We start from the raw sequence: 25,753 nt of genomic DNA on the forward strand, positions 1-25,753 counted from the left end.
CGGGCGTGCGGCGGCTCGGTACGCTCCGGTTATGAGTCGTGTGCCCGGAACATCCGCAGGGGTCGAGCCCGCGGTACCCGGTGCACGGCTACCCGAGACGGCGGCGGTGCTGGAGGTTCGGCGGGCCGTCCGAGGTTGGCTGGGGGAGTACGCGTCGGACGGTGTCGCCGTTGCGCTGTCCGGCGGGGCGGACTCGTTGGCGCTCACCGCGGCCGCGGTCGTCGAGGCGGACGCAGTCGATGCGCTGGTGATCGACCACCAATTGCAGCCGGGCTCCGACGTGGTCGCGGCCGATGCCGCGGCGACCGCGCTCGCGCTCGGCTGCCGATCGGCACGAGTGCTCGCGGTCGAGGTCAGCGGCGACGGCGGCATGGAGGCCGCAGCGCGGCGAGCTCGGTACGCGGCCCTCGACGAAGCGCGCAACGGACTGCCCGTGCTGCTCGGACACACCCTCGATGATCAGGCGGAGACCGTGCTGCTCGGGTTGGCACGCGGGTCCGGCGGGCGCTCCATTCAAGGCATGGCGGGCTGGGCCGAGCCCTGGGGCAGGCCGCTGCTCGGGGTGCGGCGCGCGCTGACCCGGCAGCTGTGCGTGGACGCGGCGCTCACCCCGTACGAGGATCCGCACAACTCGTCCGCCGAGTTCACCAGGGTGCGTCTGCGCACCGAGGTGCTGCCGTTGCTGGAGGACGTGCTCGGCGGTGGCGTCGCCGCCGCGCTCGCGCGCACCGCCGAACAGTTGCGCGCCGACGGCGCGGTGCTCGACGCGCTTGCGGGCGAGCTGCTGCACACCGCCAATGATGGCGCGACGCTGTCGATCGAGACGCTCGCCACTGCCCCCGCCGCCCTGCGCCGCCGGGCGATCCGGGCCTGGCTGCTCGCGGGCGGCGCGAAAGCGCTGACCGGCAAGCATTTACACGCGGTGGACGAGCTGATCACCGATTGGCGCGGGCAGGGCGGCGTCGCCGTCGGCGGCGGCTCGGCAGGTAGCAGGTTGGTCGCGGCGCGCGAACATGGCAGGCTGACACTGCGGCGTGAGCGTCAGGCCCGGAGGCGGTAGCGAAAGCGTGACCACGCAGGGCCAGGGAACGCCGCCAATGTTTACTGCGTCTGCGCAGCGGCTGATGACACATAATGGGTCGGCCGTCCGGGAGCGAGAACCAGAAGGGAACAGCTGACGTGTACGGGGACGACATCGCGTCTGTTCTGATCACCCAGGAAGAGATCGCAGGCAAGACGAAAGAGCTGGCCGAGCTGATCGCCAAGCGCTATCCCGCGGACGCCCCCGAGGGCGACCTGCTGCTGGTCGGCGTGCTCAAGGGCGCGATCTTCTTCATGACCGACCTCGCCAAGGCGTTGCCGATCCCGACCCAGATGGAGTTCATGGCCGTCTCGTCCTACGGGTCGTCCACCTCCTCCTCCGGCGTGGTCCGCATCATGAAGGACCTGGACAAGGACATCGCGGGCCGCAATGTGCTGATCGTCGAGGACATCATCGACTCGGGCCTGACGCTGTCCTGGCTCAAGCGCAACCTATCCACCCGCAATCCGGCCTCGCTCGAGGTGGTCACGCTGTTACGCAAGCCGGACGCGTTACGCACCCACGTCGACGTCGCCCACGTCGGTTTCGACATCCCGAACGAATTCGTCGTCGGCTACGGCCTCGACTACGCGGAGCGCTACCGCGACCTGCCCTACATCGGCACCCTCGACCCGAAGGTCTACTCCTAGCTCGGTCAGCGGTCGGGCAGGATGCCGAAAATCGTTGCAGGGGAGCCGGAGCCGCGACGGTAGAGCGGCCCGCCGACCAGGATCCAGGCGCCGGTGGCGGGGATGGCGGCCAGGTTGGCCAGGCATTCCAGGCTGATGCGGTGGTCGCCGTAGAGGAGCTTGGAGACGGCGTAGGTGTCGTCGGTGCCCAGGTCGGGACCGAAGGTATCGATGCCGAGGGCCCCGCGATGGCCGAGCCGCCCGGTGCGCAGCAACCATTCGATGGCCTCGACCGCGAAACCCGGCTGATGGTGCGCGGATTCGGCCGTGCCGAGGAACTCCGCGGTGCCCCACTTGGCATCCCAGCCCGTCCAGGCGATCACCGCCGCGCCGTTCGGAATGCGCCCGTGCCGCCCCTCCCACTGCTTCAGATCCGCGACGGTGATCGCGTAGTCCCGGTCGCGGGCGCACCGCTCCCGCACATCGACCTTCACCGCGGGCAGCAGCAGATCGTCCAGCTCGAGCTCGTCGGCGCCGAGTCCGTCGGAGTGGAAGTGAATCGGTGCGCCCCAATGGGTTCCGGTGTGTTCGCCCTGCTGGATGTAGCGCAGGTAGTAGCCGTCGTTGGCGACCGTCGCCACGATGTCGGTGCGGAACTCCGGATCGTCCGGATACAGCGGCGTGGTGGCCGGATCGTGCACATGCGACAGGCTCACCAGCCGCCCGAGCGGCCGCGGCGAGGTCATCGTTTCCGCTGCGGGATGGCCCGCGCCAGCGCGAGCAGATCGGCCTCTAGCCAGCGGAACAACCGGTAGGTAACCACGAAAGCCAGAATGCCACCCACGCTGAGCATGCGGACCGGAACGATCACCAACTCCAGATCTTCGGCGTCGACGAACGTCGCGCCCGCCACCCCGAGCAGCGGCACCGACGCCGCGACGCCGAGGTAGAAGTTGCCGCGCCGGGCCAGCTTTCGCAGCTGGCGCTCGTCGCCTGGCCCGATCCCGCCGCGCACCAGCAACTGTGGATACACCGAGCGGACCGCGTAGACCGCGATCGGGAAGAACGGATACGCCAGCGCGATGGCCGCGCAAACCACCTGTGCGGCAAAGAAATGCAGGAACGTCTTCGGCGGCAGCTCGACGCCGGACATGGCCAGGCCGAGCGGCCAGATCACGCCGGCGACGAGCCAGAAGCCGAACGGCACCAGCACCGCCCAGTCGGCCATCAGCAACGTGTCGCGGCGGGCCTTGGCGAGCGTGCGCGCGGAGTACGCCCGGCCGCGCGCCAACCGGAAGCCGATGGTCAGCGGCCTGCGGGTCAGGAAGATCAACAGCAGTGCCGCGACCGGGAAGGCGATGAGGTTGTTGAGCAAGCCGACCGTGGCGAAGCGGTCCTGGTCGGCCGCCGACATCCGGTCGACGATCAGCGACTGGTTCAACTGGATGTTGTACCAGCTCGCGAGCGCGTTCGGCACGCCGATACAGACTGCCGCGATCGGGATCAGCCAGCCCCGGCCCCGGTAGGCCAGGCTGGTCGGCGGCGGGTCGGCCAGGTTACGCGCGCGGGCGTCGAGGCACAGGTCGAGCTGGCCGGCCAGCTCGAAGCCGGTGCGCCAGCGCCGTTTCGGGTCGGCGTGCAGGCAGTCCAGCAGCACGCGGCGCAGTGCCGCCGGGGTGTCCGCGGGCAGCTGGGACAGTGCCGCCTCGGTGACCCCGGCGCGACGGAGGGCGAGCATGCGGGTATAGGTCTCGGCAGATGATTCATCTGTCCGCGGTGCGTCATCGAACGGGCTTGCGCCCGCGAGCATTTCCCACAGCAACACACCCAGCGAGTAGAGGTCGCTGCGGGCGTCCGGTGCGGGTGCGGCCGGATCGAGCAGCCGGGCCAGCTGCTCCGGCGACTGATATCGCAGCGAATCAGCCTCTTGTGCAGCCGGATTCGCCGTGGGACGTGGACCCGACTCGCGCAACGCGAAATCGGCCAACTTCGGAATGCCCTCGGCGGTGAACAGGACGTTCGCCGGTTTGATGTCGTGGTGCAGCACGCCGTGGTGCTCCGCGTAATCCAGCGCGTCGGCCAGCCGCCTGCCCACCCAGGCCACCGTCTCCGGCCAGCTCAGCGCCGCGATCTCGGCCCGCACACTCGAATCCGACGGCCGGATCTCGCCTTTCGCGGCCATCGCCGTGTCGACGGCGCGCAGCAGCAATGCGCCACCGTCGGACTCGGGGCCGGTGCGCCGCTGATCGAGCACGCCGACCGCGGTGCCGCCGGGCAGGTACTGCATGTAGACCAGCCGCGGTGCGGCGGCGCCGAGCCGGGTGGTGTCGGCGCTCAGCACCCGCTGATCGAAGACTCGGACGATGTGCGCATGGTCGAGCTGGGCCATGGTGTGCGGTGCGGCGGCGCGCCCTGCCGAAAGACGCACCGCGACAAGGCGTTGCATGGATCGCTGCCTGGCCAGGAAGACCCGGCCGAGCAGGCCGCTGCCGAGGTCGGTGATCAGGTCGAAGTCGTCGACGCGCCGGCCGGGGCTCAGCTCGGCCAGTGCGGCGATGGCTTCGGTGGTCTCCGCGGTGCCGAAGTCGTCGATGTCGAACTCGGCCAGCCGTTCGCGCACCGCGTCGGCGAGCTCCGGATACTCGCTGAGGAACTCCGCCACGGCCAGCGGCCCATGGCGGCGCCGGGCCAGGAACTCCTCGCAGACCAGGTCGGCCAGCTCGGGACTGTGCTCGACCTCAGGAAACTCCTTGCGGTACTCGGCGATCCGCTTGCCGAGGTCGGCGGCGCGGCCCCAGCGCTCGCGCAGATCGATGCGCAGCAGATCGGTCAGCACCGCGAGCCGCGCCTGGCTGCCGTCGGGCACGTAGTCCGCGAGCAACGGCGGCGTGACCTGCTCAGCCCGGAGGCTGCGCTGCCAATCGGCGGCGAACCGCGCGACGGCGTCGGCGCGCGACGACGTCACGTGCGGGTCTCCCCGACCGCCGCGTCCTGCGCGCGGTCGCCCGCACCGGCCTGCCCGCCTGCCGACTCCGGCGCGACCACCCGCTCCAGCGCGCGCAGGTCGGCTTCCAACGCCCGGAACAGCAAGTACGACACCACGAAGGCGATGATGCCGCCCGCGCACAGCACGCGCACCGCGAAGATCACCATCGGTATGTCGGACGGCGGCAGGAACGTCACCCCGGCCACCGCGAGCAACGGCACCGACGCGGCCACCGCGAGGCATCCGTTGCACCGCCGGTCCAGTCCGCGCAGCCAGCCCGCGTCCGCCGGGCTGATGTCGCCGTGCCGGAGGAACAGCGGATAGATGCAGCGCACCATGTAGAAGGTCAGCAGGAAGAACGGGTAGGCGACGGCGATGGCACCGCACACCACCAGCGACGCCAGGAAGTGCACGATCGCCCGCGCGGGCAGGTCGCCGGTCACCAGTTGCAGCGTGAGCGGGAAGGTGAAGCCGGACAGCACCCACAGCGAAAAGGCCACGGCCACCGCGCGATCGCCGAGCAGTAGGGCGTCGCGTCTGGCGTGACAGAGGGTGTCCGGGTCGTAGCGCCGACCCTTGCGTAGCCCGCGCGGCACCGTCAGCAGCGATCGGGACATGTACACCACGATCGCGATGCCCACCGGAAAGAACACCGCGTTCACCACACCGGTGATGATGACGAAGCTGTGCTGGGCCTCCTCGGTCAGCCTGCTGATGATCAGGTGCTGGTTGTGCTGGATGTTGTACAGCGAGGCAAGCACATTCGGCAGTCCGACCGACAGCAGCGTGACCAGCACCATCCACGGCCGCAACCGCAGCCGCCAACTGTTGGGGGCCGGGTCGACGAGCTCACGGGCCCGCTCGTCCAGGCAGAGTTCCAGCTGCCTGGCCAGCACACAGCCGTTGGCCCAGCGCATGGACCGGTCGGGTGAGAGACAGCTCAGCAGCACCCGGCGCAACGCCGCCGGGCAATCGGCGGGCACCCGTGCCAGCGCGGCCGCGTCCACGCCCGCGGTGCGCCGCTCGAGCATGGCCTCCAGTGTCGTGTCGTCGCCGTAGCCGTCGGCGCCCGCGGTGCTGTCGTCGAACGGCTTTGCCCCGGTGAGCAATTCCCACAGCACCACCCCGAGGGAGTAGATGTCGGCCCTGGTATCCAGGTCCGCGGCGCTGCGCTCGAACCCGGGATGACAGGCCTCCAGCTGCTCGGGCGACATGTACGCCAGCGAACCACCGAAATAGGCGACCGGACTGGTGCCCTCGACGTTGCGGCTGAAGCTGATGTTGAAGTCGGCCAGCTTCGGCACCGCCTCGGCGGTCAGCAGCACATTGGCCGGTTTCACGTCACGGTGCAGCACGCCGTGCGCCGAGGCGTAGTCCAGCGCCTCGGCCAGCCTGCGGCCCAGCCACGCCACCGTCTCCGGCCAACTGAGCGAGGCGATCTCGGCGCGCACGCTGGAGTCGGTGGGCCGGATCTCGCCCTTCTCCTCCATGGCCGCGTCGACGGCGTCGAGCAGCAGCTGCCCGCTGCGTTCGGCCGGTGGGGTGGCGCGCACCCAGCGCAGCACGCCGAGCAGCGTGCCGCCGGGCAGGAACTGCATGTAGAGCAGCCGCAGCCTGCGCGCGGCACCGGCCTCGGCGTCGTCGAGCAGCCGCTGGTCGAACACGCGCACGATGTAGTCGTGGTCGAGCTGGGCCAGCGTCTGCGGCTCGGTGCCGTGGTCGGCGGAGATCTTCACCGCGACCAGCCGCTGCAAGGACCGCTGCCTGGCCAGGAAGACGCGGGCGAACGCGCCGCTGCCCAGGCCGGTCAACAGGTCGAAATCATCGATCCGCTGGCCGATTTCGATCCGGTCGAGCGCGTCGAGGTGGCCAGGCCCGGTGCCGACCGTGGTCGGCACGGCGGTCGCCGTTCCGGTCAGATCGGGGGTTGCTCGGGTCACTTCTGAACTACGGACGGACTCGGTGTTTCGGTTCAATTCGCTGTCGAGAAAGGCGGCCCTGGTCCGGGCGAGCGCGGTCCGGGTGGAATCCTCGACCGCCGCCCGCCGGGTGCTCTGATCGTCGTCATCGGCGTTCAACATGGCGCGCAGTTCGCTCGCCTGGTGCGGATATTCGCGCAGGCATTCGCGCGGATCGACCCGTTCGCCGCTGTGGCGGCGGATGACGAACTCCTCGTACACCAGCCCGGCCGGGATACTGCCCGGTTCCAGTTCGGGAAATTCGGCGCAGTATTCGGCGAGACGTTTGCGGGTCTGTGGGCGTGGCTGTTCAGGCGCGGCGGTGTCTTGCACGGACTTGCGCAACCAGCGGTGCCGCAGGTCGACGCGGATCAGCTCGAGCAGCGCCTCGGTGCGCAGCGTCTGCGCGTCCGGCAGGTACTCGGCGATCTCGGGCGGGCGGGCGGCGGCGGTATCTTCCCAGGCCGCGGCGAAGGCGGCGACGGCGTTGAATTCGGTGCGCAGCGGGTGGTTACCGAAACCAGCGCGCGCCGCGAAACCCGCGGTGGAATCGGAACTTCTATCGGCGTTGGCACTCATTCTCGGACCTAGTGGCTCGGCGGATACCGGAGAATCCGCACTGGTCGGTCGGTTAGATATCGCGGAGAAATTCCGCCACACCCGCCGCCATCATCCCCCGAGCAGTATTCGGAATGATAACTTGCGGCTTGAGAGCGATCACCCGAATTCGACAACGATGCGACGGGGGACGACCAGCACATGCAGATCAAGGCCACAGCGGTGGCGGATGGTTCGGCGGACACCGAAACTTCCGGCACGGAAACACCCGCGCAATCACCGGCCGAACACCCGGCGGTCGCGCACGTCAATCCGAAACGATCGGCGCTCACCCAGGTGGCCGTCGCAGAGTCACCGGTTACCCGATCCGACGTCGAGGCGAGCGCGCCCGCTCAAGATAGTCCGCTGGGTGCGAACGACCAAATCGCGGTCGGCCATGACCTCACCCGCGGTCCGGCGACGGCCGTCGCGGCCGGTGTCCGCGACGGCTCGCTGACCGCGACCGAGGTGGTCGAGGCCACCGTCGCCCGGATCGTCGCCGAACACCGGAACACCAATGCGTTCAGCGTCATTCGGACCGAGAGGGCCAGGTCCGAGGCGGCGGCGCTGGAGCAGCGCGCGGATCTGGACGTGCTGCCGCTGGCCGGTGTGCCGATCGCGATCAAGCACAACATCGCGGTGGCGGGCGAGACGATGCGATCGGGTTCGGCGGCCACCGATGCCCGCCCGGTCGCCGATGATCACGCGGTGGTGCGCAGGCTGCGCGCCGCGGGCGCGGTGATCGTCGGGCTCACCACCGTGCCGGAGCTCGGGTTGTGGGGCACCACCGATACCCCGGACCGGATCACCAGCAATCCATGGAATGTCGCGCGCAGCGCGGGCGGCTCGTCCGGCGGTGCGGCCGCCGCGGTCGCCGCGGGGCTGGTGCCGATCGCGCACGGCAACGACGGGCTCGGCTCGCTGCGCATCCCCGCGGCCTGCTGCGGAGTGTTCGGCATCAAACCGGGGCGCTACACGGTGCCCGCGGAGATCGGCGTGGACTCCTGGTCCGGAATGATCGAAAACGGTGTGCTCGCAACGACAGTCGGCGACGCGGCGCTCGCGCTATCGGTGCTGGCCGCCCGGCCGGACCTAGCCGAGGTCGATCCACCGGGCCGACTACGCATCGGCCTAGCCGTGGCCGCGCCCTACCGCTTCTTCCGCGTCGACCGGCAGTGGACCAATGCCGCACGCACCGCCGCCTCGGTGGCCGCGGCGGCAGGCCATCTCGTCGAACCGACCACGCTGCCCTACGGCGACGCGCTGATCTCGATCTTCTTGCGCTGGTTGGCCTTCGGTTCCCGGGACTCCGCCGTGCTACCGAATCCCGAACGCCTGCAACCGCGTACGCGCAGGCACCTGGCGCTCGGGCGCCTGGTGCAGCGACTACGCCTGGTCCGCCCGGCGCAGGTCGACCGGGTCGAGGCCCGGCTACTCGAGTACTTCGAACGCTACGACGTGGTGATCACACCCACGCTCGCCGGTCCGCCGCCCAAGGCGCGGGCCTGGCACCAGCGCGGCTGGCTGGCCAATGTGCTTGCCAGCTCGCGGTTTTCCCCCTTCACCCCGCTCTGGAACCTGGTCGGCTGGCCCGCCGCGTCCATCCCGATGGGCATGCACGCCGACGTCGGCACGCCGGTGGCCGCTCAGCTCGCCGGTCCGCCGGGGAGCGAATCCACCCTGCTGCGGCTGTCCGCGCAATTGGAATCGCTGCACCCGTGGCGGCGCACCATCAACTGATCAAGCGCTGACGGCGGGTTGCGGCTGCTGCACCGAGAATCCGCCGTCGACGGCGCGTCCGGCGAACTCCAGAATGGTCGGCCGCTGGTCGTCGGCGCGCCACGCCACGGCCAGCTCGCACGGCGCGAGGCCGGCCACCGGTCGCGCGGTGAGGCCCGGCCAGCGGTACATCGGCACGTTGTTCTCGGCGAGCAGGCAGACGCCGAGGCCGAGGCTCACGGCCTCCAGCTTGTCTTCGGGGGTTGCCGCCTCGGCGCCGATCTTGGGCTGACGTCCGTTGCGCGCGTCGTTGCCGAGCCAGAAGTCGCGCACCGCACCGGCTTCGGTGGGCAGCGCGATGAACGGCTCGTCGAGCAGGTCGGTGAACTCGATGGTTTCCCGATCGGCCAGCGGGTGGTTCTCCGGCAGCAGCACCCAGCGCGGCTCGGTGCGCAGCACCTGCCAGCGGTAGCGGTTCGGGTCGGGCAGCGGCAGCCACACCAGCGACAGGTCGGCTTGCCGGCCGGCCAGGCCGCTGGACGGGTCGGTCCATGAGGCCGCGTGCAGTGCGAGCCGGTGGCCGCTGGCGCTCTCCAGGTCGTTCAGCAGCCCGCGGCCGAGCGCGGACTGGATGCCGACGCGCAGCACCTCGCCCGCCTCCTGCAGCGAGACGTTGGTGACCTCCCACAGCTCCAGGATCTTGCGCGCGCCCTCGAGCAGTTCCTTGCCCGCCACGGTCAGGGCGACGCTGCGCTGGTTGCGGTCGAACAGGACCACGTCGAGCTGACGTTCCAGCTGTCGGATCTGACGCGACAGGGTGGGTTGAGCGATGTGCAGCCGCTGAGCGGCGTTGGTGAAGTGCAGTTCCTCAGCGACGGCGACGAAATACCGCAGGTCGCGCAAATGCGGGTCCATAGCCCCTTGCTATCAGAATCAGTCCTGAATTTCCAGCCTTATCAGGCCAGAAAGTTCGGATACGGGTACCAAAACATTCGACAGGTTTGTTAGGGACAGCATATTGCTTGTGATGGTGTGATGCACCATCGACTCCGCGAATTCTGGGCACGCAACCGCTCGTCTCGGCGGCGAACCGCATCTGGGCGCTTGACCAGCAATGATGCTCGCTCGGGGTATGTCGAGCAAGCTGGAACTGGCGGTCTGTGTGATTGCCGGTCGGCGGCTGGACACCCCTATCTGGTCGACCTGCGGTCATTTGCCCCCTCTATAGTGACTTTCGTCACATTTTAGTTTGTATTGCTGCAAGGCTCGCATTTCGGACCTTCGCTACGCATGCAAAAGCGCCGCGGCCCGGACGAATCCGCGACCGCGACGCTGCTGCACACCGAGCGTCAGACGCTGCGGGCCCGATCCTCGTAGGCCTTGCGCTTCTCGGCGTCGACGTCGTCGAGGAACGCGTGCCCCGCACCGAGCGCCCTGGCGATGCCGTCGCCGACCGCGTCCGGCAGCAGGCCGACCACCTGCGAGATGAAGCCAGCCACCGCGGTCACCCTGACCTTCGACTTCGGCGCGACGATCAGCCCGACGATGGCGTCGGCGATCTCCTCCGGCTCGGCCGGGCGCAGCAACTTCGGCGCGGTGACGCCCGCACCGAGCTCGGTGTTGGTCAGCGTCGGCAGCACCGAGGAGAAGCGCACGCCGGATTCGCGGTACTCCTCGCGCAGCGTGTCGGTGAAGCCGAGCACCGCGTGCTTGCTCGCGTTGTAGGTGGCCAGGCCGGGGATGTGCGTCTCGCCGGCGAGCGAGGCGATATTGATGATGTGGCCGCTGCCCCGCGGCAGCATCCGGGCCAGACCCAGCTTGGAGCCCAGGATTACGCCGTAGACATTGATGTCCAGGATCCGCCGGGTGATCTGGTCCGGCTCGTCCACCAGCTTGCCGGTCGGCATGATGCCCGCGTTGTTGACCAGCACGTCGATCGGGCCGACGGTGCGCTCGACCTCGTCCAGGAAGCTCTCGAACGAGGTGGCGTCGGTGACGTCGAGCTTGCCGTACAGCTCGAAGCCGCGGGCGGTGCCGGACTCCTTCACGGTGGCCTCGTCGATATCGCCGATCGCGACCTTGGCGCCGAGCGCCTGCAGCGCGGTCGCGGTGGCCAGCCCGATACCGCGGGCGCCGCCGGTGATGACGACGACCTTGCCGCGGATCTTCGAAACGTCGGTCACTTGTTGTCTCCCTTGAGCTTCAGGACAGCGGGAATGTCGATCCGGCGCAGCCCACGCGCCCCGGCGGCGCGCATCGCGGCGACGGCGAACAGCAATTTGGGCATCTGATAGGGGAACCAGAACAGTTCCTTTTCCTGGGTCGGCAGCAGCGGGGCGGTGATCGCCTGCTGGCGGCAGTACTTGCGCACACCGTTGGCACCGCCCCAGCGCGCGCCGACGCCGGACTGGCCCCAGCCGCCCATCGGGAGGGCGAAACTGAACAGGTTGACGAAGACGTCGTTGATGTTCACCGCGCCCGCGTTCAGCTGGCGGGCGATCCGCTCGCCGCGCTCCTTGTCGCCGGTCCACACCGACGCGGACAGCCCGTAGATCGAATCATTGGCCAGCCGAACGGCCTCCGCCTCGTCGGCCACCTTCATCACCGGCAGTGTCGGGCCGAAGGTCTCCTCGGTGACGCAGGACATGGTGTGGTCGACGTCGACGAGCACCGTCGGCTCGAACGCGGTGCCGAACCCGGCCCGCTTGCCGCCGGTGAGCACCTTCGCTCCGGCCGCGACGGCCTCGTCGACGTGTCGCTGCACGATGGAGGTCTGGTTCTCGTTGGCCAGCGCGCCGACCTCGTGCTTGGACTCGCGGCCGTCGATGCCCTGGCGCAGCGCCTTGACGTTCGCGGTCAGCTTGGCCACGAACTCGTCGTAGACCGGCGCCTCGACATACACCCGCTCCACCGAGATACACACCTGACCGGAGTTGAACATGCCGCCGAACGCGATGCCGTGCGCGGCCCGATCCACATCCGCGTCGGCCAGCACGATGGCCGGATCCTTGCCGCCGAGCTCCAGGCTGTACGGGACCATCCGCTCGGCGCAGGCCACGGCGATCTTGCGCCCGGTCGCGGTGGAGCCGGTGAACTGGATGTAGTCCGCGTTCTCGATGACGGCAGCGCCGGTCGCGGCCGCGCCGGTGACCACCGCGAACACCGGCGGGGCGCCGATTTCGGCCCAGCCCCTTGCCATTTCGAGCGCGGACAGCGGCGTCACCTCGGACGGCTTCAGTATCACGGCGGCACCCGCGGCCAGCGCGGGGAACACATCGAGCGCGGGCATGGCGAGGGGGAAGTTCCACGGTGTGATGACGCCGACGACCGGATACGGTTTGTACGCGGTCGTCAGCTTCTTGACGCGCGCCAGCGGGCTGTGCGGGGACGGGTGATCGTCGGCCAGGAATTTGGCGGCGCGACGCGCGTAGTAGCCGAGCAGATCGGTGGCGAACGCGGGATCGATCAGCGAGTCGACGCGCGGCTTACCGGTCTCGGACTGCACCACGTCGGCGATCGTGTCGGTGTTGTCGATCAGCCAGTCCTGCAGTTTGAGCAGCCATTCCTTGCGGCCGTTCGGGCCGATGGCTTCCCATTCCGGCTGGAACAGCCGCAGCTCACGGACCTTGGCCGCCACCTCGTCGGCGCTCATCTCGGGCACCGTCCCGACCACCGCGCCGGTGCCGGGGTTACGCACCTCGATGACGGCGGGTCCCGCGGCCTCGGCCGCAGGTGCTTTTTCGGCCGCTCCTGGCGCCGGTTCGGTATTGGTCACGCTGTTCTCCCATTGAACTGTCGGCGGCTTTCACGTCACTCACATCGGGCCGACTGTCCAACGGCGCTGCGCGAAGGCATGCGCGGAGGGAGTGAGCCAGGCCACTGATCTATGAGCGTGACACAATGTGAGGGGAGATTCTTGGCCCAGTTTGTCAATTGTCGCGAGTCGATTTGTGCTCAGGGAACAAGTAGGAGGCGCTGTGCCGGCCGCATCACCGGACCGGATCGGACCGAACAGCGAAGTGGTCCGCGACTGGCTGGCGGACTACGTCATCGAGACAATGCGCACCGAGACGCTCGAGCAGATCGTCGCCCGCCTCGACAGTGCCATCATCGCGCGCGTTCCGGAACTCGCCGACCGGGACGTGCGCCGCGACCTCGCCGCGAGCACCCGCGCGCACGCCAGGGTCGTGCTGAGCGGAATCACCAGCGACACTTTCGAATACACGCTGCCCGAAGAGGCGCACGCGTTCGCGCGCACGATCGCCCGGCGCGGCTTCGAGCTGCGCATGCTGCTGCGGACCTACCACGTCGGCATGGAGGCGGTGCTCGACTACATGACCGAGGCCGTCGACGAGCGGCAGGCACCGCAGGAGATCGAGCGAGCGGTGATGCTGCGGATGTTCGAGCGGGCGACGAAGTGGGTCAGCCTGTCGGTCGAGTTGCTCACCGACACCTACATGGAGGAGCGCGAGCGGGTCCTGCGGGCCGCGCTCAATCGGCGTACCGAGACCATCCGGGCGCTGCTGGCCGGGGACGAGCTGGACATGGACCAGGCCGCGGTCCGGCTCGGCTACCGGCTCACGCAGCGGCACGTCGCGTTCGTGTTGTGGACCGACGAGAGTGAATCCGGCAGCGGGGACGGCGAAGTCATCGGTGTGCTGGAGCGGGTGGCGACCAGGGTGGCGGCCGGGATCGGCAACGGCCGGTTGCTCACCGTGGCGTCCGGGTCGAGCGGCATGTGGGCGTGGGCCGGGCTCGACGACCTCCCCGATGCGGACCGGATCGACCAGGAGTCCGGCGCGCTGGAGCGCCTCGCCGCCGGGCTGGTCGAAGCCCCGGTCCGGGTCGCCTTCGGCGTGCCGGCCGGACAGGTCGCCGGATTCCGGCAGAGCCATCGCGAGGCGGTGGCCGCCAGGCAGGTGACCGAGCGCGGTCCGGCGGGCACGCCACGGGTGATCGGCTATCGCGAGGTGGAGGTGGCCTATCTGGCCGGCGCCGACGACGCGGCGATGCGCGGTCTGATCGGGCGGGAATTGCGCGCGCTGTCCGGTACCGACCCGAACGCGGCGCGGCTACGTGAGACGCTGCACGCCTACCTGAAGAGTCATCGCAGCCCGGAGGCCACGGCGAAACTGCTCGGAGTGCACAAGAACACGGTTCGCTACCGGATCCAGCGCATCGAGGAACTGCTCGGCTATCCGATCGAGCAGCGCAGCCTGCCGTTGGAGCTCGCCCTCGCCTGCGTCGCCGCATACGGGGTGGCCGCGCTGCCCTGAATCAGCGATCAGTCGGCCGTCGCCTCGCCCGCGGCGACCCGGCGCAGCGGCGGATCGGCGGGCGCTACGGCCGGGCGATCGGGTAGGTCGGCAAGCAGTTGGGTGGTGGCCGCGGCGATGGCCGTGACGGCCTTGTCGACGGCCGCCTTGGTGGTCGAGCTCAGGCCGGACACACCACCGACCGTGCGCACGTACTGCAGTGCGGCAGCATAGATTTCCTGCTCGGTCGGGGCAGGTTCCAGGCCGCGAAGGAGGGTGATGTTACTACTCATGCGAGCACAGTAGCTCTCGCGCACGCTGCGCGGCAGAGCAAGAAATCACCCGGACCGAAAATCGCGCGGCCCGCCCAGGTGTGTGGCGCCGCGTCCGGGGCTCGGGCATGAGCGGGCAAACTCCGGCGCGCCAGCACAGACACGCAGAATTCGTCCCATTACACAGGCTCTTCCAAGATCTATGGGGAACAATCGGGGTCATGCCTGCCCGCGGTGTACCCACGTTGACGACCTTCCCGTACGAGGAGCTGGATCAGCGCGAAGAGGACCACTGGTCCGGCGCCGCCGTAGCCGATGACGAACTGCGCGCGCTGGCGCTCGGCGCGTTCTACTCCGCGCGCTGGGATGCCTTCCACGACGCGCTGCTGCTCGGCCCCGAGCGCGAGCATCCGCTGGGCGACCGCCGCGAGCTCGCCATCGACACGCTCACCGGTGCCTGGGGCATCACCGACGCCACCGAGGCCCAGGCCTCCATGGAGCAGTTGCTGGACGGCATGCACGCGCCGCTGTACGCGCTGGTCCATCCGCTGGTGATGGCCTCGATCAACGCCAGCGAGCGGGACCGGTTCGGCGAGCGCGCCGATCGACACCGGGCGTTTCTGCGCCAGGTCGGCTCGTTCCGCGGCATGGACAACCCGGAGGCGCTGGTCCGCGACTACGACATCTGGTCGCAGGCCATCAAGATCGGCTTCACCGATCACCTGGCCCGCCCGCTGCCAAGCGACATCCACGCGTGGGACCTGGCGCGGGTGGTCGCGGTCGCCAGGATGGCCTTCACCGCGGGCTACCTCGACGCCGACCTGGCCTGGGACTACCTGGCCCGCGCGCTGCCCATCGCGCAGGCCAAGTACCGCAACTGGCGCCAGTTCGGCGACGCCTACCTGACCGGCTGGACCTACTGGCAGGCGTGCGAAGACCTCGCCGAACTGAAGAACGGCGGAGTGGACCGCCGAATGGAGCTGCTGCGACTGTGGATTCGGCCGACCAGCCCGTGGCGGCGGATCAGTTTGACCGTGCCGCCCGTGGTGCAACCCTGAGCCGTCAGAGCCCGTCGGGCAGCGAGCGGAGGATGCCGCGGCCGTAGCGTTGGAACTGCGCGTCGTCCACCATGCCGAGCGAGTGCCGCTCGACGAGCAGCTCCCACTCCGAGTACAGCTGGGCCACACCGGGATCGGCGGGGCCTGCGCCACCGTCGGCGGAGTCGCGCCGCACGGCGAAGTTCACCGCGAGGGTGACGCGTTCGGTGTCGGCTCGGTCGGTACCGGTGAAGTGCAGGGTGATGTTGCCGTCGTGCACATCCATCCCCGTCTCACCGCGCGCCGCGCCGATCTCGCCCGCCATCGCGGGTGTGCCGTCGGTATTGCGGGCCCACAGCACGGCGGGGATGGGTAGCTCGTGCGCGTAGCGCTCCCCGGTGCCGATGGAGATGAACAGCAGCCGCCCGGTCGTCGCGGCGAGCAGGCCGGGGCCGGTGCCCGCGGGCGGACGCGCGGTCGCGATCGCGGTCTCCAGCACGTACTCGTCGGGCGTGACGTAGCGGTGCAGCGCGGCGATGGCGGGTTTCGCCTCGCGGTGCGGAGCCATCCTGCGCACGGCCCGGTCCACGTCGGCCCGGGTCGGGCCGGATTTGCCCCAGGTGGGGGCCGGCGGGTTCAAGTCGGGGGCGGCCACGTCGATGCGCTGGGTCGCCAGGATCTGGCCGTTGATCCGGTCCACGATCTCGGTGGCCGCAGGCACGTCGTGCTCGGCGATCAACACGGGCAGTGGGGTGCGGTCGGCGGGCACGCCGGTCAGCACGGGTGTGGGGTATCGCAGGTAGATCTCGATGACAACGGCGTCGTCGGCGCGTCGATTCAACCGGACCTTCAACAGGTCGGTGACCGGTACGTCGAGCACCCGCTCGCCATCGGAGCCAGGGCGCAGGACGATCAATCGTCCGCGCCCGTGACGCACTATCGCTGTGGGTGTCCGTAGCTCAACTATGTCCATACCCCCTGCGCTCTGTTGGATTTTGCGGTATTCACGGTGCCTCCGTGGTTACGCTTGCTGCCTCCTCCAGCTCGTCGGGCACACCGCCGGGTTGCGTTCGCGGGTCCTCGCCGTGCTGTGCGGGGTGATGCTTCGCTGCCTCCTCCGGGCTCGTCGCTCGCCCCATGCCTTCGGATTCACAGTGCTCGCGGGGCACTCCGGTGGTTAGGCTAGCGACCGCCTTCGTGCCTGTTACTCGCCCTGCGGTGTTGTGTCGTCGCTCACGATAGGCCGAACATGCCATGATTGTGACCACTTGGAGTAACCCGGACCGGGGTCTTCGGGAACCACCGAGGTCCCTCGACCGTTTACCTCTTTAACTGCACCAGCAGCCGAACTGCGCGATGTATCGACTAGACCGTACGCGGTAACGTGGCATGTCCGCATCCGAACCCTCCCGGAGCCGGACGCGCCCGACGCATCGCTAGCACGAACCGGAGACACCGGAAAGGACTGGCCGGACCGGCCGACGCTCTATGAACCGCAAGACTGTGTTTCGCACCCTGGCCATAGTCTCGGGCATCTTGCTCGTGATCTATGCGTTCAGCTACTTCGGAGATGACACGCGCGGCTGGAAGAGCGTCGATACGTCCGTCGCGTTGAGCCAGCTGACCGACAAGAACAACGTCAAGAACGTTCAGATCGATGATCGTGAACAGCAGCTGCGCATCGAGCTGAAGAACGGCAACGACGCGACCAGCGGGCAGAGCAAGATCATCGCCAAGTACCCCGGCGGCAGCGCCAGCGCCGGGCAGGTCTTCGACGCCGTGAAGAACTCCGGCGCCCCGTACAACACCGTGGTCAAGCAGGAGAGCTGGCTCACCCAGATCCTGCTGTTCGTGTTGCCGATGATCATCCTGCTCGGCTTGTTCGTCTTCGTCATGGCCCGCATGCAGGGCGGTGGTCGCGGCGGCATGATGGGCTTCGGTAAGTCCAAGGCCAAGCAGCTGTCCAAGGACATGCCCAAGACCACGTTCGCCGATGTGGCCGGCGCCGACGAGGCCGTCGAAGAGCTCTACGAGATCAAGGACTTCCTGCAGAACCCGGTCCGCTACCAGGCTCTCGGCGCCAAGATCCCGAAGGGCGTGCTGCTGTACGGCCCGCCCGGCACCGGTAAGACGCTGCTCGCGCGCGCCGTGGCAGGCGAGGCGGGCGTGCCGTTCTTCACCATCTCCGGCTCGGACTTCGTCGAAATGTTCGTCGGTGTCGGCGCGTCGCGCGTGCGTGACCTGTTCGAACAGGCCAAGCAGAACAGCCCCTGCATCATCTTCGTGGACGAGATCGACGCGGTGGGCCGCCAGCGCGGCGCCGGCCTCGGCGGTGGCCACGACGAGCGTGAGCAGACGCTGAACCAGCTGCTCGTCGAGATGGACGGCTTCGGTGACCGCACCGGCGTCATCCTGATCGCGGCGACCAACCGCCCCGACATCCTTGACCCCGCGCTGCTGCGCCCCGGCCGGTTCGACCGGCAGATCCCGGTCGGCAACCCCGACCTGGCGGGTCGCCGCGCCATCCTGCGGGTGCACTCCCAGGGCAAGCCGATCTCGCCGGAGGCCGACCTGGACGGCCTGGCCAAGCGCACCGTCGGCATGTCCGGTGCCGACCTGGCCAACGTGATCAACGAGGCCGCCCTGCTCACCGCGCGCGAGAACGGCGCCGTCATCACCGGCGACGCACTCGAGGAGTCGGTGGACCGGGTGGTCGGTGGACCGCGCCGCAAGAGCCGCATCATCAGCGAGCACGAGAAGAAGATCACCGCCTACCACGAGGGCGGCCACACCCTGGCCGCCTGGGCGATGCCGGATATCGAGCCGATCTACAAGGTGACCATCCTGGCCCGCGGCCGCACCGGCGGCCACGCCATGACGGTGCCCGAGGACGACAAGGGTCTGATGACCCGCTCGGAGATGATCGCCCGCCTGGTGATGGCGATGGGCGGCCGCGCGGCCGAGGAACTGGTGTTCCACGAGCCGACCACCGGCGCGTCCTCGGATATCGACCAGGCCACCAAGATCGCTCGCGCGATGGTGACCGAGTACGGCATGAGCTCGCGCCTCGGCGCGGTGCGCTACGGCCAGGAGGCGGGCGATCCGTTCCTCGGCCGCTCGATGGGCCAGAGCTCGGACTACTCGCACGAGGTCGCCGGTGCCATCGACGAGGAGGTGCGCAACCTGATCGAGGCCGCGCACACCGAGGCGTGGGCCATCCTCAACGAGTACCGCGACGTGCTCGACGTGCTGGCGACGGCGCTGCTCGAGCGGGAGACGTTGCACCGCAAGGAACTCGAGGGTCTGCTGGCCTCGGTGCAGAAGCGGCCGAGGATCACCGCGTTCAACGACTTCGGTGACCGCGTTCCGTCGACCAAGCCGCCGGTGAAGACGCCGGGCGAGCTGGCGCTCGAGCGCGGTGAGCCGTGGCCGCCGCAGGAGCAGATCCCCGCACCGCTGCCCGCGGGCGTGGCCAGGGAGAACCAGCCCGCCAACGGTTACCCCGGTGACAGCGGCTACCACCCGCAGCCGCAGTACGGCTACCCGGCGCCGCCCGCGACCGGCTACCCGACGCCGCAGGACCCCGCGCAGGGCGGCTACCCGCAGCGCGGCGGCACGCACGGCTCGCGTCCGGACTACGGCGCGCCCGCCGGTTGGTCGGCCCCCGGCTGGCCGCCGCGGGACGAGCAGCAGCCCGGCCAGCCCACCGGCTGGACCGAGCCGCAGCAGCGCCAGGGTTACCAGCCGGCCTGGGGCCCGCAGGGCGGTACCCAGGACGGCGGCTACGACCGAGGCAACTACGACGAGCACCCCGGTTACGAAGAGCCGGGTCACCCGAGCCCGAATGGTGAGGGCGACAAAAACGAATGGGATGGACCGAACAACGGCAGGCACTGAAGTAGGGCGGCGCTCGCGTGACCTCAGCGGTCGCGCGAGCCGCCGCCTCCGGGCCTATTGCTCGCGCCGCGCGCAGTGCCGATTAGGCTCGACCATCGGGGTGCCGAGTAATTGCCGGGACCCGAGATTTTTGGAGGTGTCCTCGATTGTCGGCCAACAATCACGTCGGCGGCCACGTGCTCGCCGATTCGGACGGTGTTGACGAGAACGGCTCCGGCAACGGCGTAATCAGGCCGGAGCTCGTCGCTCTGGAGACCGGTCGAGTGTTCGACCAGGACAGAGCCGAAGCCGCGATCCGGGAATTGCTGCTCGCTGTCGGTGAGAATCCCGACCGGCCCGGTTTGGTCGACACCCCCGCTCGCGTCGCCCGCGCCTACCGGGAGATGTTCGCCGGGCTCTACGTCGAACCGGACGCGGTGCTGAACACCACGTTCGACGAGGGCCACCAGGAACTGGTGCTGGTCCGCGACATCCCCATGTACTCCACCTGTGAACATCACCTGGTGTCGTTCCACGGGGTCGCGCACGTCGGCTACATCCCCGGCAAGCACGGCCGGGTCACCGGGCTGTCCAAGCTGGCCCGCCTGGTCGACCTGTACGCCAAACGCCCCCAGGTGCAGGAACGGCTGACCAGCCAGGTCGCCGACGCGGTGATGCGCAAGCTGGACCCGCGCGGCGCCATCGTGGTAATCGAGGCCGAGCACCTGTGTATGGCCATGCGCGGCATCCGCAAGCCGGGCGCGAGCACCACCACCTCGGCCGTGCGCGGTCTGCTCCAGTCCAGCCCGTCCTCGCGCTCCGAGGCGCTCGATCTCATTCTGCGGAAGTGAACGAGGATCCGATGACCGCAGGTGGGAGCAGCTTCGCGCGCGGCGGTCGCTCCTGTGTGGTGATGGGCGTTGTCAACGTCACCAGTGACTCGTTCTCCGACGGCGGTCGCTACCTCGATCCCGAGGTCGCCGTCGCGCACGGCATCGAGTTGTACGCGACGGGTGCCGACATCATCGACGTCGGCGGCGAATCGACCAGGCCGGGCGCGGTGCGGATCGACTCCGACACCGAGGCGGCCAGGGTCGTCCCGGTGATCCGCGGCTTGGTTGCCGCAGGTGTGCCGACCAGCGTCGACACGATGCGGGCCCGCGTCGCCGAGGCCGCGCTCGCGGCGGGCGTCTCGGTGGTGAACGACGTCTCCGGCGGTCGTGCCGATCCCGACATGGTGAAAGTCGTCGCCGCCGCCGGTGTCCCGTGGATCCTCATGCACTGGCGCGCGGGCGCGGACTACCGCCACACCGGCCCGGCCGACCACTACGACGACGTGGTCGCCGAGGTGCTCGCCGAGCTCACCGCCCAGGTGGACCTGGCCGTCGCCGCCGGTGTCGACCCGGCGCGGCTGATTCTCGATCCAGGTCTCGGCTTCGCCAAGAACGCCGAACACAACTGGGCGTTGCTCGGTGCGCTGCCCGAGTTGGTCGGCAACGGCCTGCCGATCCTCATCGGCGCGTCCCGCAAACGTTTCCTCGGCGCGCTGCTCGCCGACGACGCGGGCCCGCGACCGCCCGACGGCAGGGAAACCGCCACCGCGACCGTCTCGGCGCTGGCCGCCTTGCACGGCGCCTGGGGCGTTCGCGTGCACGATGTGCGCGCCTCGCTGGATGCCATCGCCGTCACCGAGGCCTGGCAGGCCGCCGCCCGCACCGCACCCACCCGCCACAGCTCGCAAGGAGCACACCGATGAATCCGACCCCCGCCGACGTCGCGCCCGCCGCGGCACAGGAGATCCGGCGCGGCGCCGACCGCATCGAGTTACGCGGGCTGCGGGCGTTCGGCCACCACGGCGTGTTCGACCACGAACGCCGGGACGGTCAGGAGTTCATCGTCGATCTGACCGTCTGGGTGGACTTCGCCGTCGCCGCCGCCTCCGACGACCTGGTCGCCACCGTCGATTACGGCCTGCTCGCCGGCAACGCCGTGCGGATCATCGAGGGACCACCGCGCAATCTCATCGAGACCGTGGTCTCCGAGATCGCCGACGACGTGATGACCGATCCGCGCATCAGTTCGGTCGAGGTGGTGGTGCACAAGCCGTCCGCCCCGATCCCACACACCTTCGCCGACGTGCGCGTGGTCGCCTCGCGTCATCGCGGGGAGCTCGCGTGAACGGGCGAGCCGAGGCGGGCTCGTGACACGCGCCGTCCTGTCCATCGGTTCCAACATGGGGGACCGGCTCGCCCATCTGCGCAGTGTGGTGGACGGTTTCGGCGACCGGGTCGTCGCGGTGTCGCCGGTGTACTCGACCCCGCCGTGGGGCGGCGTCGAACAGGACGACTACCTCAATGCCATTGTCGTGGTGGACGATCCGGAGCTCGACTGCACCGAGTGGCTGCGCCGCGGCCAGCGGCTCGAGCAGGCCGCCGATCGGGTCCGCGAAGTGCGCTGGGGCGCACGGACACTCGACGTCGACGTGGTCTGGTGCGCGGAGCGGGTGGGCGACGGGTTCGTCGCGGTCCGCAGCACCGATCCGGAGCTGACGTTGCCGCATCCACAGGCGCATCGTCGCGCGTTCGTCCTGGTGCCGTGGCTGGATGTGGCGCCGGACGCGGTGCTCGAGGTCGATGGCCGCGCCCAGGCGGTCACGGACCTGCTCGATGAGCTGCCGGTCGCCGAGCGTACCGGCGTGCGGCGCACCGAGCTTTCGCTGTTGTCCGGTGCCGGAGGATCGGCCTCGTGCAGTTGAAACCCACCCGAATCCTGGACTTGGCGGCGAACGTGATCATCGCCGCTCTCGTCGCATGGGTCGCGACGCGGATGGCCTACCACAGTTTTCCGCCGATCTCGACCTTCGCGGGCGCGTCGCTGTATCCGGTCGCGGCCATCGAGGCGGTGCTGGCGTTCGTGATCCGGGCCAGGGTGAACGACAACCAGCTCGGCAACGGCAGGCACCAGCTGCATCCGATCACCGCGGCGCGTGCGGTCGCGCTGGCCAAGGCGTCGCTGCAAGTCGGTTCGATCGCCGCGGGCGTGTGGCTCGGCTTCCTCTGTTGGGTGTTCCCGCAACGCGGCACCTCGGGTGCGGCCGCGGCGGACAGTCCCGGCGCGATCGTCGGGATGCTGGCGGGGGTTGCTTTGGTTGCTGCGGCGCTGTGGCTCGAGTATTGCTGCCGGGCTCCCGACGACCCGACGGACGATCCGGCAACCACTTAGCAAATTATCGGTTCGGAATTGCCGCACCGAGTTGTGGGCGCGACGAGACGATCAAGCTACCCTGGCTTGCATGGTTTCACCCTCCCGTACCAGCACTTCCCGTCGACGGCGGGACGACGCGGGAAAATTGTTCATCGGCGTATTGATTGTGCTCGGTCTGGTTGCCAGCGTTTTCCTGGTCTTCAGCAACAGCTTGCAGTTCGTCCGGATCGGTCTTGTCGCGGCCCTGTGGGCGGCGGTCATCGGCGCATTAGCTGCGACGAGATATCGCAAGGAAGCGACGATCGACAAGGCCAAGGTTCGCGATCTTCAGACGGTTTACGAGTTGCAGCTCGAGCGTGAGGTCACCGCCAGACGCGAATTCGAGCTCGGTATCGAGGCGAGGGTGCGCGAGGAGGTCGGCGCCGACGCCACCGAGCTGGCCGCGCTGCGCGCCGAACTCACCGTGCTCCGGACCAGTCTGCAGCGGCTGTTCGACGGCGATCTGCCGATGGATCGCCCCGCCCTGCGCGCCGACGCGACCCGGATTCAGGAGCTGACCAGCACGGTCGGCGACCCGGCGAACAATAGCTCGGCGAATGCCGGACCCTGGTCCGTACCGGCGAACCAGCAACCGCGCAGCAGTGTCACCCCGGTCTTCGTCCCCGATCATCCGGAGCCGCCGCAGTTCGCCAGTCCCTTCGACGATCCGGTCACCGCCGAGACCTCCGCGGTCTCCGTCGACGACGCGGACGACGCCGAGGTCGCCGAGGTCTCCAAGGTCGACAGCACGGAGGTGCACGCGCCCGATCGGGGCACCGACGGCGCGGAGCAGTCCGGCTGGTCGGATGCCTTCACCGAGGGCCCGGTGATCCAGCCGACTCCCGCGCCCAAGCCCACCTCGAGGCCTGCCCCGTCCTATCAGACGACCCGGCCCTCGGCCTGGCCGACGACCGAGGGCCCGACCGTCGGCACCGCCAGCTCGCGCAGGCGGCGGCGCGCCGAGGCCGAGGCGAACTCCGACATGCCCGAGCGCAGGTTGTCGGTGGCCGAGATCATGGCCAATCTGCAATCGGAGGAGCAGAGCCGCGACCGGCGCTGATGGGTGTCTTGTAAATCACTGCCCAGGGCCGTGGCACTGGCAAACATCGGGCCGATATTCTCGATGACGTACGTCCGGTACCCGCACGGCGGGACTGGAACGAAATCGAGAGGACACTGTTGACCTCGAGAAGCGTGAATCCTGACGACGCGCCTTCGGGCTTCCCCGTGTCGAACGACCCGCAATCGGTGGCGAACGGCGACCCAGCACCCGCCCGCCTGACGGTGGGCATCGTCTCGGCGGGCCGCGTCGGCTCCGCCCTCGGCGCGGCACTCGAGCGCGCCGGACACGTGGTGTTCGGTGTCGCCGCGATCTCCGATGCCTCGGTGCGGCGCGCCCGCAGCCGCCTGCCCGATTCGGAGATTCTGCCGGTCGAGGACGTGGCCGCGCGCAGCGAGCTGCTGGTGCTCGCCGTGCCCGATACCGAGCTCGCCGGCTTGGCCCGCGGCCTGGCCGGCGCGAAGGTGGTCCGGCCCGGCACGATCGTCGCGCACACCTCCGGCGCCAATGGCGTCGGCGTGCTCGCCCCGCTCGCCGAGGTCGGCGCCATGCCGCTGGCCATTCATCCGGCGATGACCTTCACCGGTCACAACGAAGACATCACCCGGTTGAGCAACGCTTGCTTCGGCATCACCGCCGCCGACGAGATCGGCTACGCCATCGCGCAGGCGCTGGTGATCGAGATGGGCGGCGAGCCGGTGCGGGTGCAGGAGCACAACCGCGCGCTCTATCACGCCGCGCTCGCGCACGGCAGCAACCACCTGGTCACGCTGATCGTGGATGCCGTTGCCGCACTGCGGGTCGCGCTGGACGGGCCAGGGCTGCTCGGGCAGCAGATCGTCGACGATCAGCCGAACGGGCTGGCCGAACGACTGCTCGCGCCGCTCGCCTCCGCCGCGCTGGACAACGCGCTGCGGCGCGGGCAGTCCGCGCTGACCGGCCCGGTGGCCCGCGGTGACGCGGACGCCGTCGCCGCTCACCTGACCGCACTGGCGGCCGTCGATTCGCGCCTGGCCGAGGGCTATCGCGCGCTGTCGCTGCGGACCGCCGAACGGGCGGGCACCGATCCCGCCGTCATCGAACTGTTGAAAGGGCGCTGATGTTCGACCCGAAATTGCGCGGCGCGTATAAGCCCGGCGAGTTGACCGTGCACCACGATCCCGCCGTGCTCACCCAGGTCTCCACCGCATTGCGCGGCGTCGGCCGCACCGTCGCGCTGGTGCCGACGATGGGCGCGCTGCACGAGGGCCATCTGGAGATCGTGCGGCTGGCCAAGAAGAACAACCAGGTCGTCATCGTCTCGATCTTCGTGAATCCTTTGCAGTTCGGCGCGAACGAGGACCTCGACAAATATCCGCGCACCCTCGACGCCGACGTCGAATTGCTGCGCGCGGAGGGGGTCGGGCTGGTGTTCGCGCCCAGCGTGGCCGAGATGTACCCGGACGGCCCGCGCACCACGGTGCAGCCTGGCCCGATCGGCGCCGAGCTCGAGGGCGCCAGCAGGCCGACGCATTTCGCGGGCATGTTGACCGTGGTCGCGAAGCTGCTGCAGATCGCGCGGCCGACCGAGGTGTACTTCGGCGAGAAGGACTACCAGCAGCTCACGCTGATCCGGCAGATGGTCCGTGATCTGAACTTCGACGTGAAGGTCAAGGCGGTGGCCACCGTGCGCGAGCACGACGGCCTGGCCATGTCTTCGCGCAACCGGTTTCTCGATGCGGAGCAGCGTGAATCGGCGCTCGGTCTGTCGGCGGCGCTGGCGGCGGGCAGGCACGCGGGCGGTCTCGGCCCGGACGCGGTGCTCGCCGCGGCCCGCCAGGTGCTCGCCGAGGTGCCCGGCCTCGACCTCGACTATCTCGAATTGCGTTCCACCACCCTCGAACCCGCCCCGGCGACCGGCAATGCCCGGCTGCTCGTCGCCGCCAGGGTCGGCTCGACCCGGCTGATCGACAACGTCGCCGTCACCCTCGGCGCGCCGATCGACGGCCACCCCAACGTCTCCGCCGAGCGGATCTCTCAGCCTGCCTAGGCGACTCACCA

At 69.3% G+C, this 25,753-nt stretch carries 22 protein-coding genes; 14 read left to right on the forward strand and 8 right to left on the reverse strand.

Going from position 1 to position 25,753, the window contains the following annotated elements; genetic code table 11:
• Positions 1-31: 31 nt before the first annotated feature.
• Positions 32-1,060, forward strand: coding sequence for a tRNA lysidine(34) synthetase TilS (gene tilS, locus ACIHA7_RS27590; RefSeq protein ID WP_397293812.1), 1,029 nt, complete (start codon positions 32-34; stop codon positions 1,058-1,060).
• Positions 1,061-1,179: 119 nt separating this feature from the next.
• Positions 1,180-1,731 (forward strand): hypoxanthine phosphoribosyltransferase, encoded by a 552-nt coding sequence (gene hpt / locus ACIHA7_RS27595; protein ID WP_107653817.1) that lies wholly within the window; start codon positions 1,180-1,182, stop codon positions 1,729-1,731.
• 5 nt (positions 1,732-1,736) lie between these two features.
• Here hpt and ACIHA7_RS27600 read toward each other — a convergent pair whose 3' ends face one another.
• Genes ACIHA7_RS27600 through ACIHA7_RS27610 form a run of 3 tightly spaced genes read right to left on the reverse strand, consistent with a single transcriptional unit; the run spans position 1,737 to position 7,233 of the window.
• A complete protein-coding gene (locus ACIHA7_RS27600; RefSeq protein WP_397293813.1) occupies positions 1,737-2,456 on the reverse strand; it encodes a cyclase family protein in 720 nt (239 codons plus the stop codon).
• Complete coding sequence (locus ACIHA7_RS27605; RefSeq protein ID WP_397293814.1) at positions 2,453-4,675, reverse strand: protein kinase; 2,223 nt, start codon at positions 4,673-4,675, stop codon at positions 2,453-2,455. Before ACIHA7_RS27605 ends, ACIHA7_RS27600 begins: the two co-directional genes overlap by 4 nt.
• Positions 4,672-7,233, reverse strand: coding sequence for a serine/threonine-protein kinase (locus tag ACIHA7_RS27610; protein ID WP_397293815.1), 2,562 nt, complete (start codon positions 7,231-7,233; stop codon positions 4,672-4,674). The genes ACIHA7_RS27605 and ACIHA7_RS27610 overlap by 4 nt, the downstream gene beginning before the upstream one ends.
• Before the next feature lie 180 nt (positions 7,234-7,413).
• Here ACIHA7_RS27610 and ACIHA7_RS27615 point away from each other — a divergent pair, with 180 nt between their 5' ends.
• Entirely contained in the window at positions 7,414-8,991 is a 1,578-nt protein-coding gene (locus ACIHA7_RS27615) for an amidase (protein ID WP_397293816.1), read from the forward strand.
• On the opposite strand, the gene ACIHA7_RS27620 is transcribed toward ACIHA7_RS27615, so the two are convergent.
• The 3 genes from ACIHA7_RS27620 to ACIHA7_RS27630 all read right to left on the reverse strand — a co-directional run bounded on the left by ACIHA7_RS27620 (position 8,992) and on the right by ACIHA7_RS27630 (position 12,745).
• The gene (locus tag ACIHA7_RS27620) at positions 8,992-9,885 is read right to left on the reverse strand and encodes a LysR substrate-binding domain-containing protein (protein ID WP_107653822.1); all 894 of its coding nucleotides are present in this window, start codon (positions 9,883-9,885) and stop codon (positions 8,992-8,994) included.
• 434 nt (positions 9,886-10,319) lie between these two features.
• Positions 10,320-11,153, reverse strand: a complete 834-nt coding sequence (locus ACIHA7_RS27625; protein WP_397293817.1) for an SDR family oxidoreductase — start codon at positions 11,151-11,153, stop codon at positions 10,320-10,322.
• Complete coding sequence (locus ACIHA7_RS27630; protein WP_397293818.1) at positions 11,150-12,745, reverse strand: aldehyde dehydrogenase family protein; 1,596 nt, start codon at positions 12,743-12,745, stop codon at positions 11,150-11,152. Before ACIHA7_RS27630 ends, ACIHA7_RS27625 begins: the two co-directional genes overlap by 4 nt.
• A gap of 202 nt (positions 12,746-12,947) precedes the next feature.
• Between ACIHA7_RS27630 and ACIHA7_RS27635 the strand changes: the two genes are divergently transcribed.
• A complete protein-coding gene (locus ACIHA7_RS27635; RefSeq protein WP_397293819.1) occupies positions 12,948-14,246 on the forward strand; it encodes a PucR family transcriptional regulator in 1,299 nt (432 codons plus the stop codon).
• A gap of 8 nt (positions 14,247-14,254) precedes the next feature.
• Here ACIHA7_RS27635 and ACIHA7_RS27640 read toward each other — a convergent pair whose 3' ends face one another.
• Positions 14,255-14,518 (reverse strand): DUF2277 domain-containing protein, encoded by a 264-nt coding sequence (locus ACIHA7_RS27640; protein WP_135234482.1) that lies wholly within the window; start codon positions 14,516-14,518, stop codon positions 14,255-14,257.
• Between the two features lie 200 nt (positions 14,519-14,718).
• Between ACIHA7_RS27640 and ACIHA7_RS27645 the strand changes: the two genes are divergently transcribed.
• A complete protein-coding gene (locus ACIHA7_RS27645) occupies positions 14,719-15,555 on the forward strand; it encodes a DUF1266 domain-containing protein (protein ID WP_107653827.1) in 837 nt (278 codons plus the stop codon).
• 4 nt (positions 15,556-15,559) lie between these two features.
• Here ACIHA7_RS27645 and ACIHA7_RS27650 read toward each other — a convergent pair whose 3' ends face one another.
• Positions 15,560-16,414, reverse strand: coding sequence for a hypothetical protein (locus ACIHA7_RS27650; RefSeq protein ID WP_234390686.1), 855 nt, complete (start codon positions 16,412-16,414; stop codon positions 15,560-15,562).
• 608 nt (positions 16,415-17,022) lie between these two features.
• Between ACIHA7_RS27650 and ftsH the strand changes: the two genes are divergently transcribed.
• From ftsH to panC, 9 genes are all read left to right on the forward strand, one after another.
• Positions 17,023-19,431, forward strand: coding sequence for an ATP-dependent zinc metalloprotease FtsH (gene ftsH, locus ACIHA7_RS27655; protein ID WP_397293820.1), 2,409 nt, complete (start codon positions 17,023-17,025; stop codon positions 19,429-19,431).
• Between the two features lie 227 nt (positions 19,432-19,658).
• On the forward strand, positions 19,659-20,261 hold the full coding sequence (gene folE, locus ACIHA7_RS27660) for a GTP cyclohydrolase I FolE (RefSeq protein ID WP_397293880.1): 603 nt from the start codon (positions 19,659-19,661) through the stop codon (positions 20,259-20,261).
• An 11-nt stretch (positions 20,262-20,272) separates the two neighbouring features.
• Positions 20,273-21,166 carry a dihydropteroate synthase gene (folP, locus tag ACIHA7_RS27665; RefSeq protein ID WP_397293821.1) on the forward strand — a complete coding sequence of 298 codons (894 nt, stop codon included), beginning with the start codon at positions 20,273-20,275 and terminating at the stop codon, positions 21,164-21,166.
• On the forward strand, positions 21,163-21,588 hold the full coding sequence (gene folB, locus ACIHA7_RS27670; protein WP_397293822.1) for a dihydroneopterin aldolase: 426 nt from the start codon (positions 21,163-21,165) through the stop codon (positions 21,586-21,588). The genes folP and folB overlap by 4 nt, the downstream gene beginning before the upstream one ends.
• 22 nt (positions 21,589-21,610) lie before the next feature.
• Positions 21,611-22,165: a 2-amino-4-hydroxy-6-hydroxymethyldihydropteridine diphosphokinase gene (folK, locus tag ACIHA7_RS27675; protein WP_397293823.1), complete on the forward strand. Its 555-nt coding sequence runs from the start codon at positions 21,611-21,613 to the stop codon at positions 22,163-22,165.
• Complete coding sequence (locus ACIHA7_RS27680; RefSeq protein WP_397293881.1) at positions 22,162-22,632, forward strand: DUF3180 domain-containing protein; 471 nt, start codon at positions 22,162-22,164, stop codon at positions 22,630-22,632. Before folK ends, ACIHA7_RS27680 begins: the two co-directional genes overlap by 4 nt.
• Positions 22,633-22,702: 70 nt before the next feature.
• A complete protein-coding gene (locus ACIHA7_RS27685) occupies positions 22,703-23,713 on the forward strand; it encodes a DUF6779 domain-containing protein (RefSeq protein ID WP_397293824.1) in 1,011 nt (336 codons plus the stop codon).
• A gap of 167 nt (positions 23,714-23,880) precedes the next feature.
• Complete coding sequence (locus tag ACIHA7_RS27690) at positions 23,881-24,813, forward strand: Rossmann-like and DUF2520 domain-containing protein (RefSeq protein ID WP_397293882.1); 933 nt, start codon at positions 23,881-23,883, stop codon at positions 24,811-24,813.
• Positions 24,813-25,742, forward strand: a complete 930-nt coding sequence (panC, locus tag ACIHA7_RS27695) for a pantoate--beta-alanine ligase (protein WP_397293825.1) — start codon at positions 24,813-24,815, stop codon at positions 25,740-25,742. The genes ACIHA7_RS27690 and panC overlap by 1 nt, the downstream gene beginning before the upstream one ends.
• Positions 25,743-25,753 lie beyond the last annotated feature (11 nt).

This window comes from Nocardia sp. NPDC052316, assembly GCF_044547795.1.
Classification (GTDB): Bacteria; Actinomycetota; Actinomycetes; order Mycobacteriales; family Mycobacteriaceae; genus Nocardia.

Excerpts from the sequence above, each read along its gene's own strand:
- panC (WP_397293825.1), top strand. The coding sequence starts at position 24,813 with ATGTTCGACCCGAAATTGCGCGGCGCGTATAAGCCCGGCGAGTTGACC.
- ACIHA7_RS27600 (WP_397293813.1), bottom strand. The coding sequence starts at position 2,456 with ATGACCTCGCCGCGGCCGCTCGGGCGGCTGGTGAGCCTGTCGCATGTG.
- ACIHA7_RS27685 (WP_397293824.1), top strand. The coding sequence starts at position 22,703 with ATGGTTTCACCCTCCCGTACCAGCACTTCCCGTCGACGGCGGGACGAC.
- ftsH (WP_397293820.1), top strand. The coding sequence starts at position 17,023 with ATGAACCGCAAGACTGTGTTTCGCACCCTGGCCATAGTCTCGGGCATC.
- ACIHA7_RS27620 (WP_107653822.1), bottom strand. The coding sequence starts at position 9,885 with ATGGACCCGCATTTGCGCGACCTGCGGTATTTCGTCGCCGTCGCTGAG.
- folP (WP_397293821.1), top strand. The coding sequence starts at position 20,273 with ATGACCGCAGGTGGGAGCAGCTTCGCGCGCGGCGGTCGCTCCTGTGTG.
- ACIHA7_RS27615 (WP_397293816.1), top strand. The coding sequence starts at position 7,414 with ATGCAGATCAAGGCCACAGCGGTGGCGGATGGTTCGGCGGACACCGAA.
- ACIHA7_RS27645 (WP_107653827.1), top strand. The coding sequence starts at position 14,719 with ATGCCTGCCCGCGGTGTACCCACGTTGACGACCTTCCCGTACGAGGAG.
- folB (WP_397293822.1), top strand. The coding sequence starts at position 21,163 with ATGAATCCGACCCCCGCCGACGTCGCGCCCGCCGCGGCACAGGAGATC.
- ACIHA7_RS27610 (WP_397293815.1), bottom strand. The coding sequence starts at position 7,233 with ATGAGTGCCAACGCCGATAGAAGTTCCGATTCCACCGCGGGTTTCGCG.
- tilS (WP_397293812.1), top strand. The coding sequence starts at position 32 with ATGAGTCGTGTGCCCGGAACATCCGCAGGGGTCGAGCCCGCGGTACCC.
- ACIHA7_RS27640 (WP_135234482.1), bottom strand. The coding sequence starts at position 14,518 with ATGAGTAGTAACATCACCCTCCTTCGCGGCCTGGAACCTGCCCCGACC.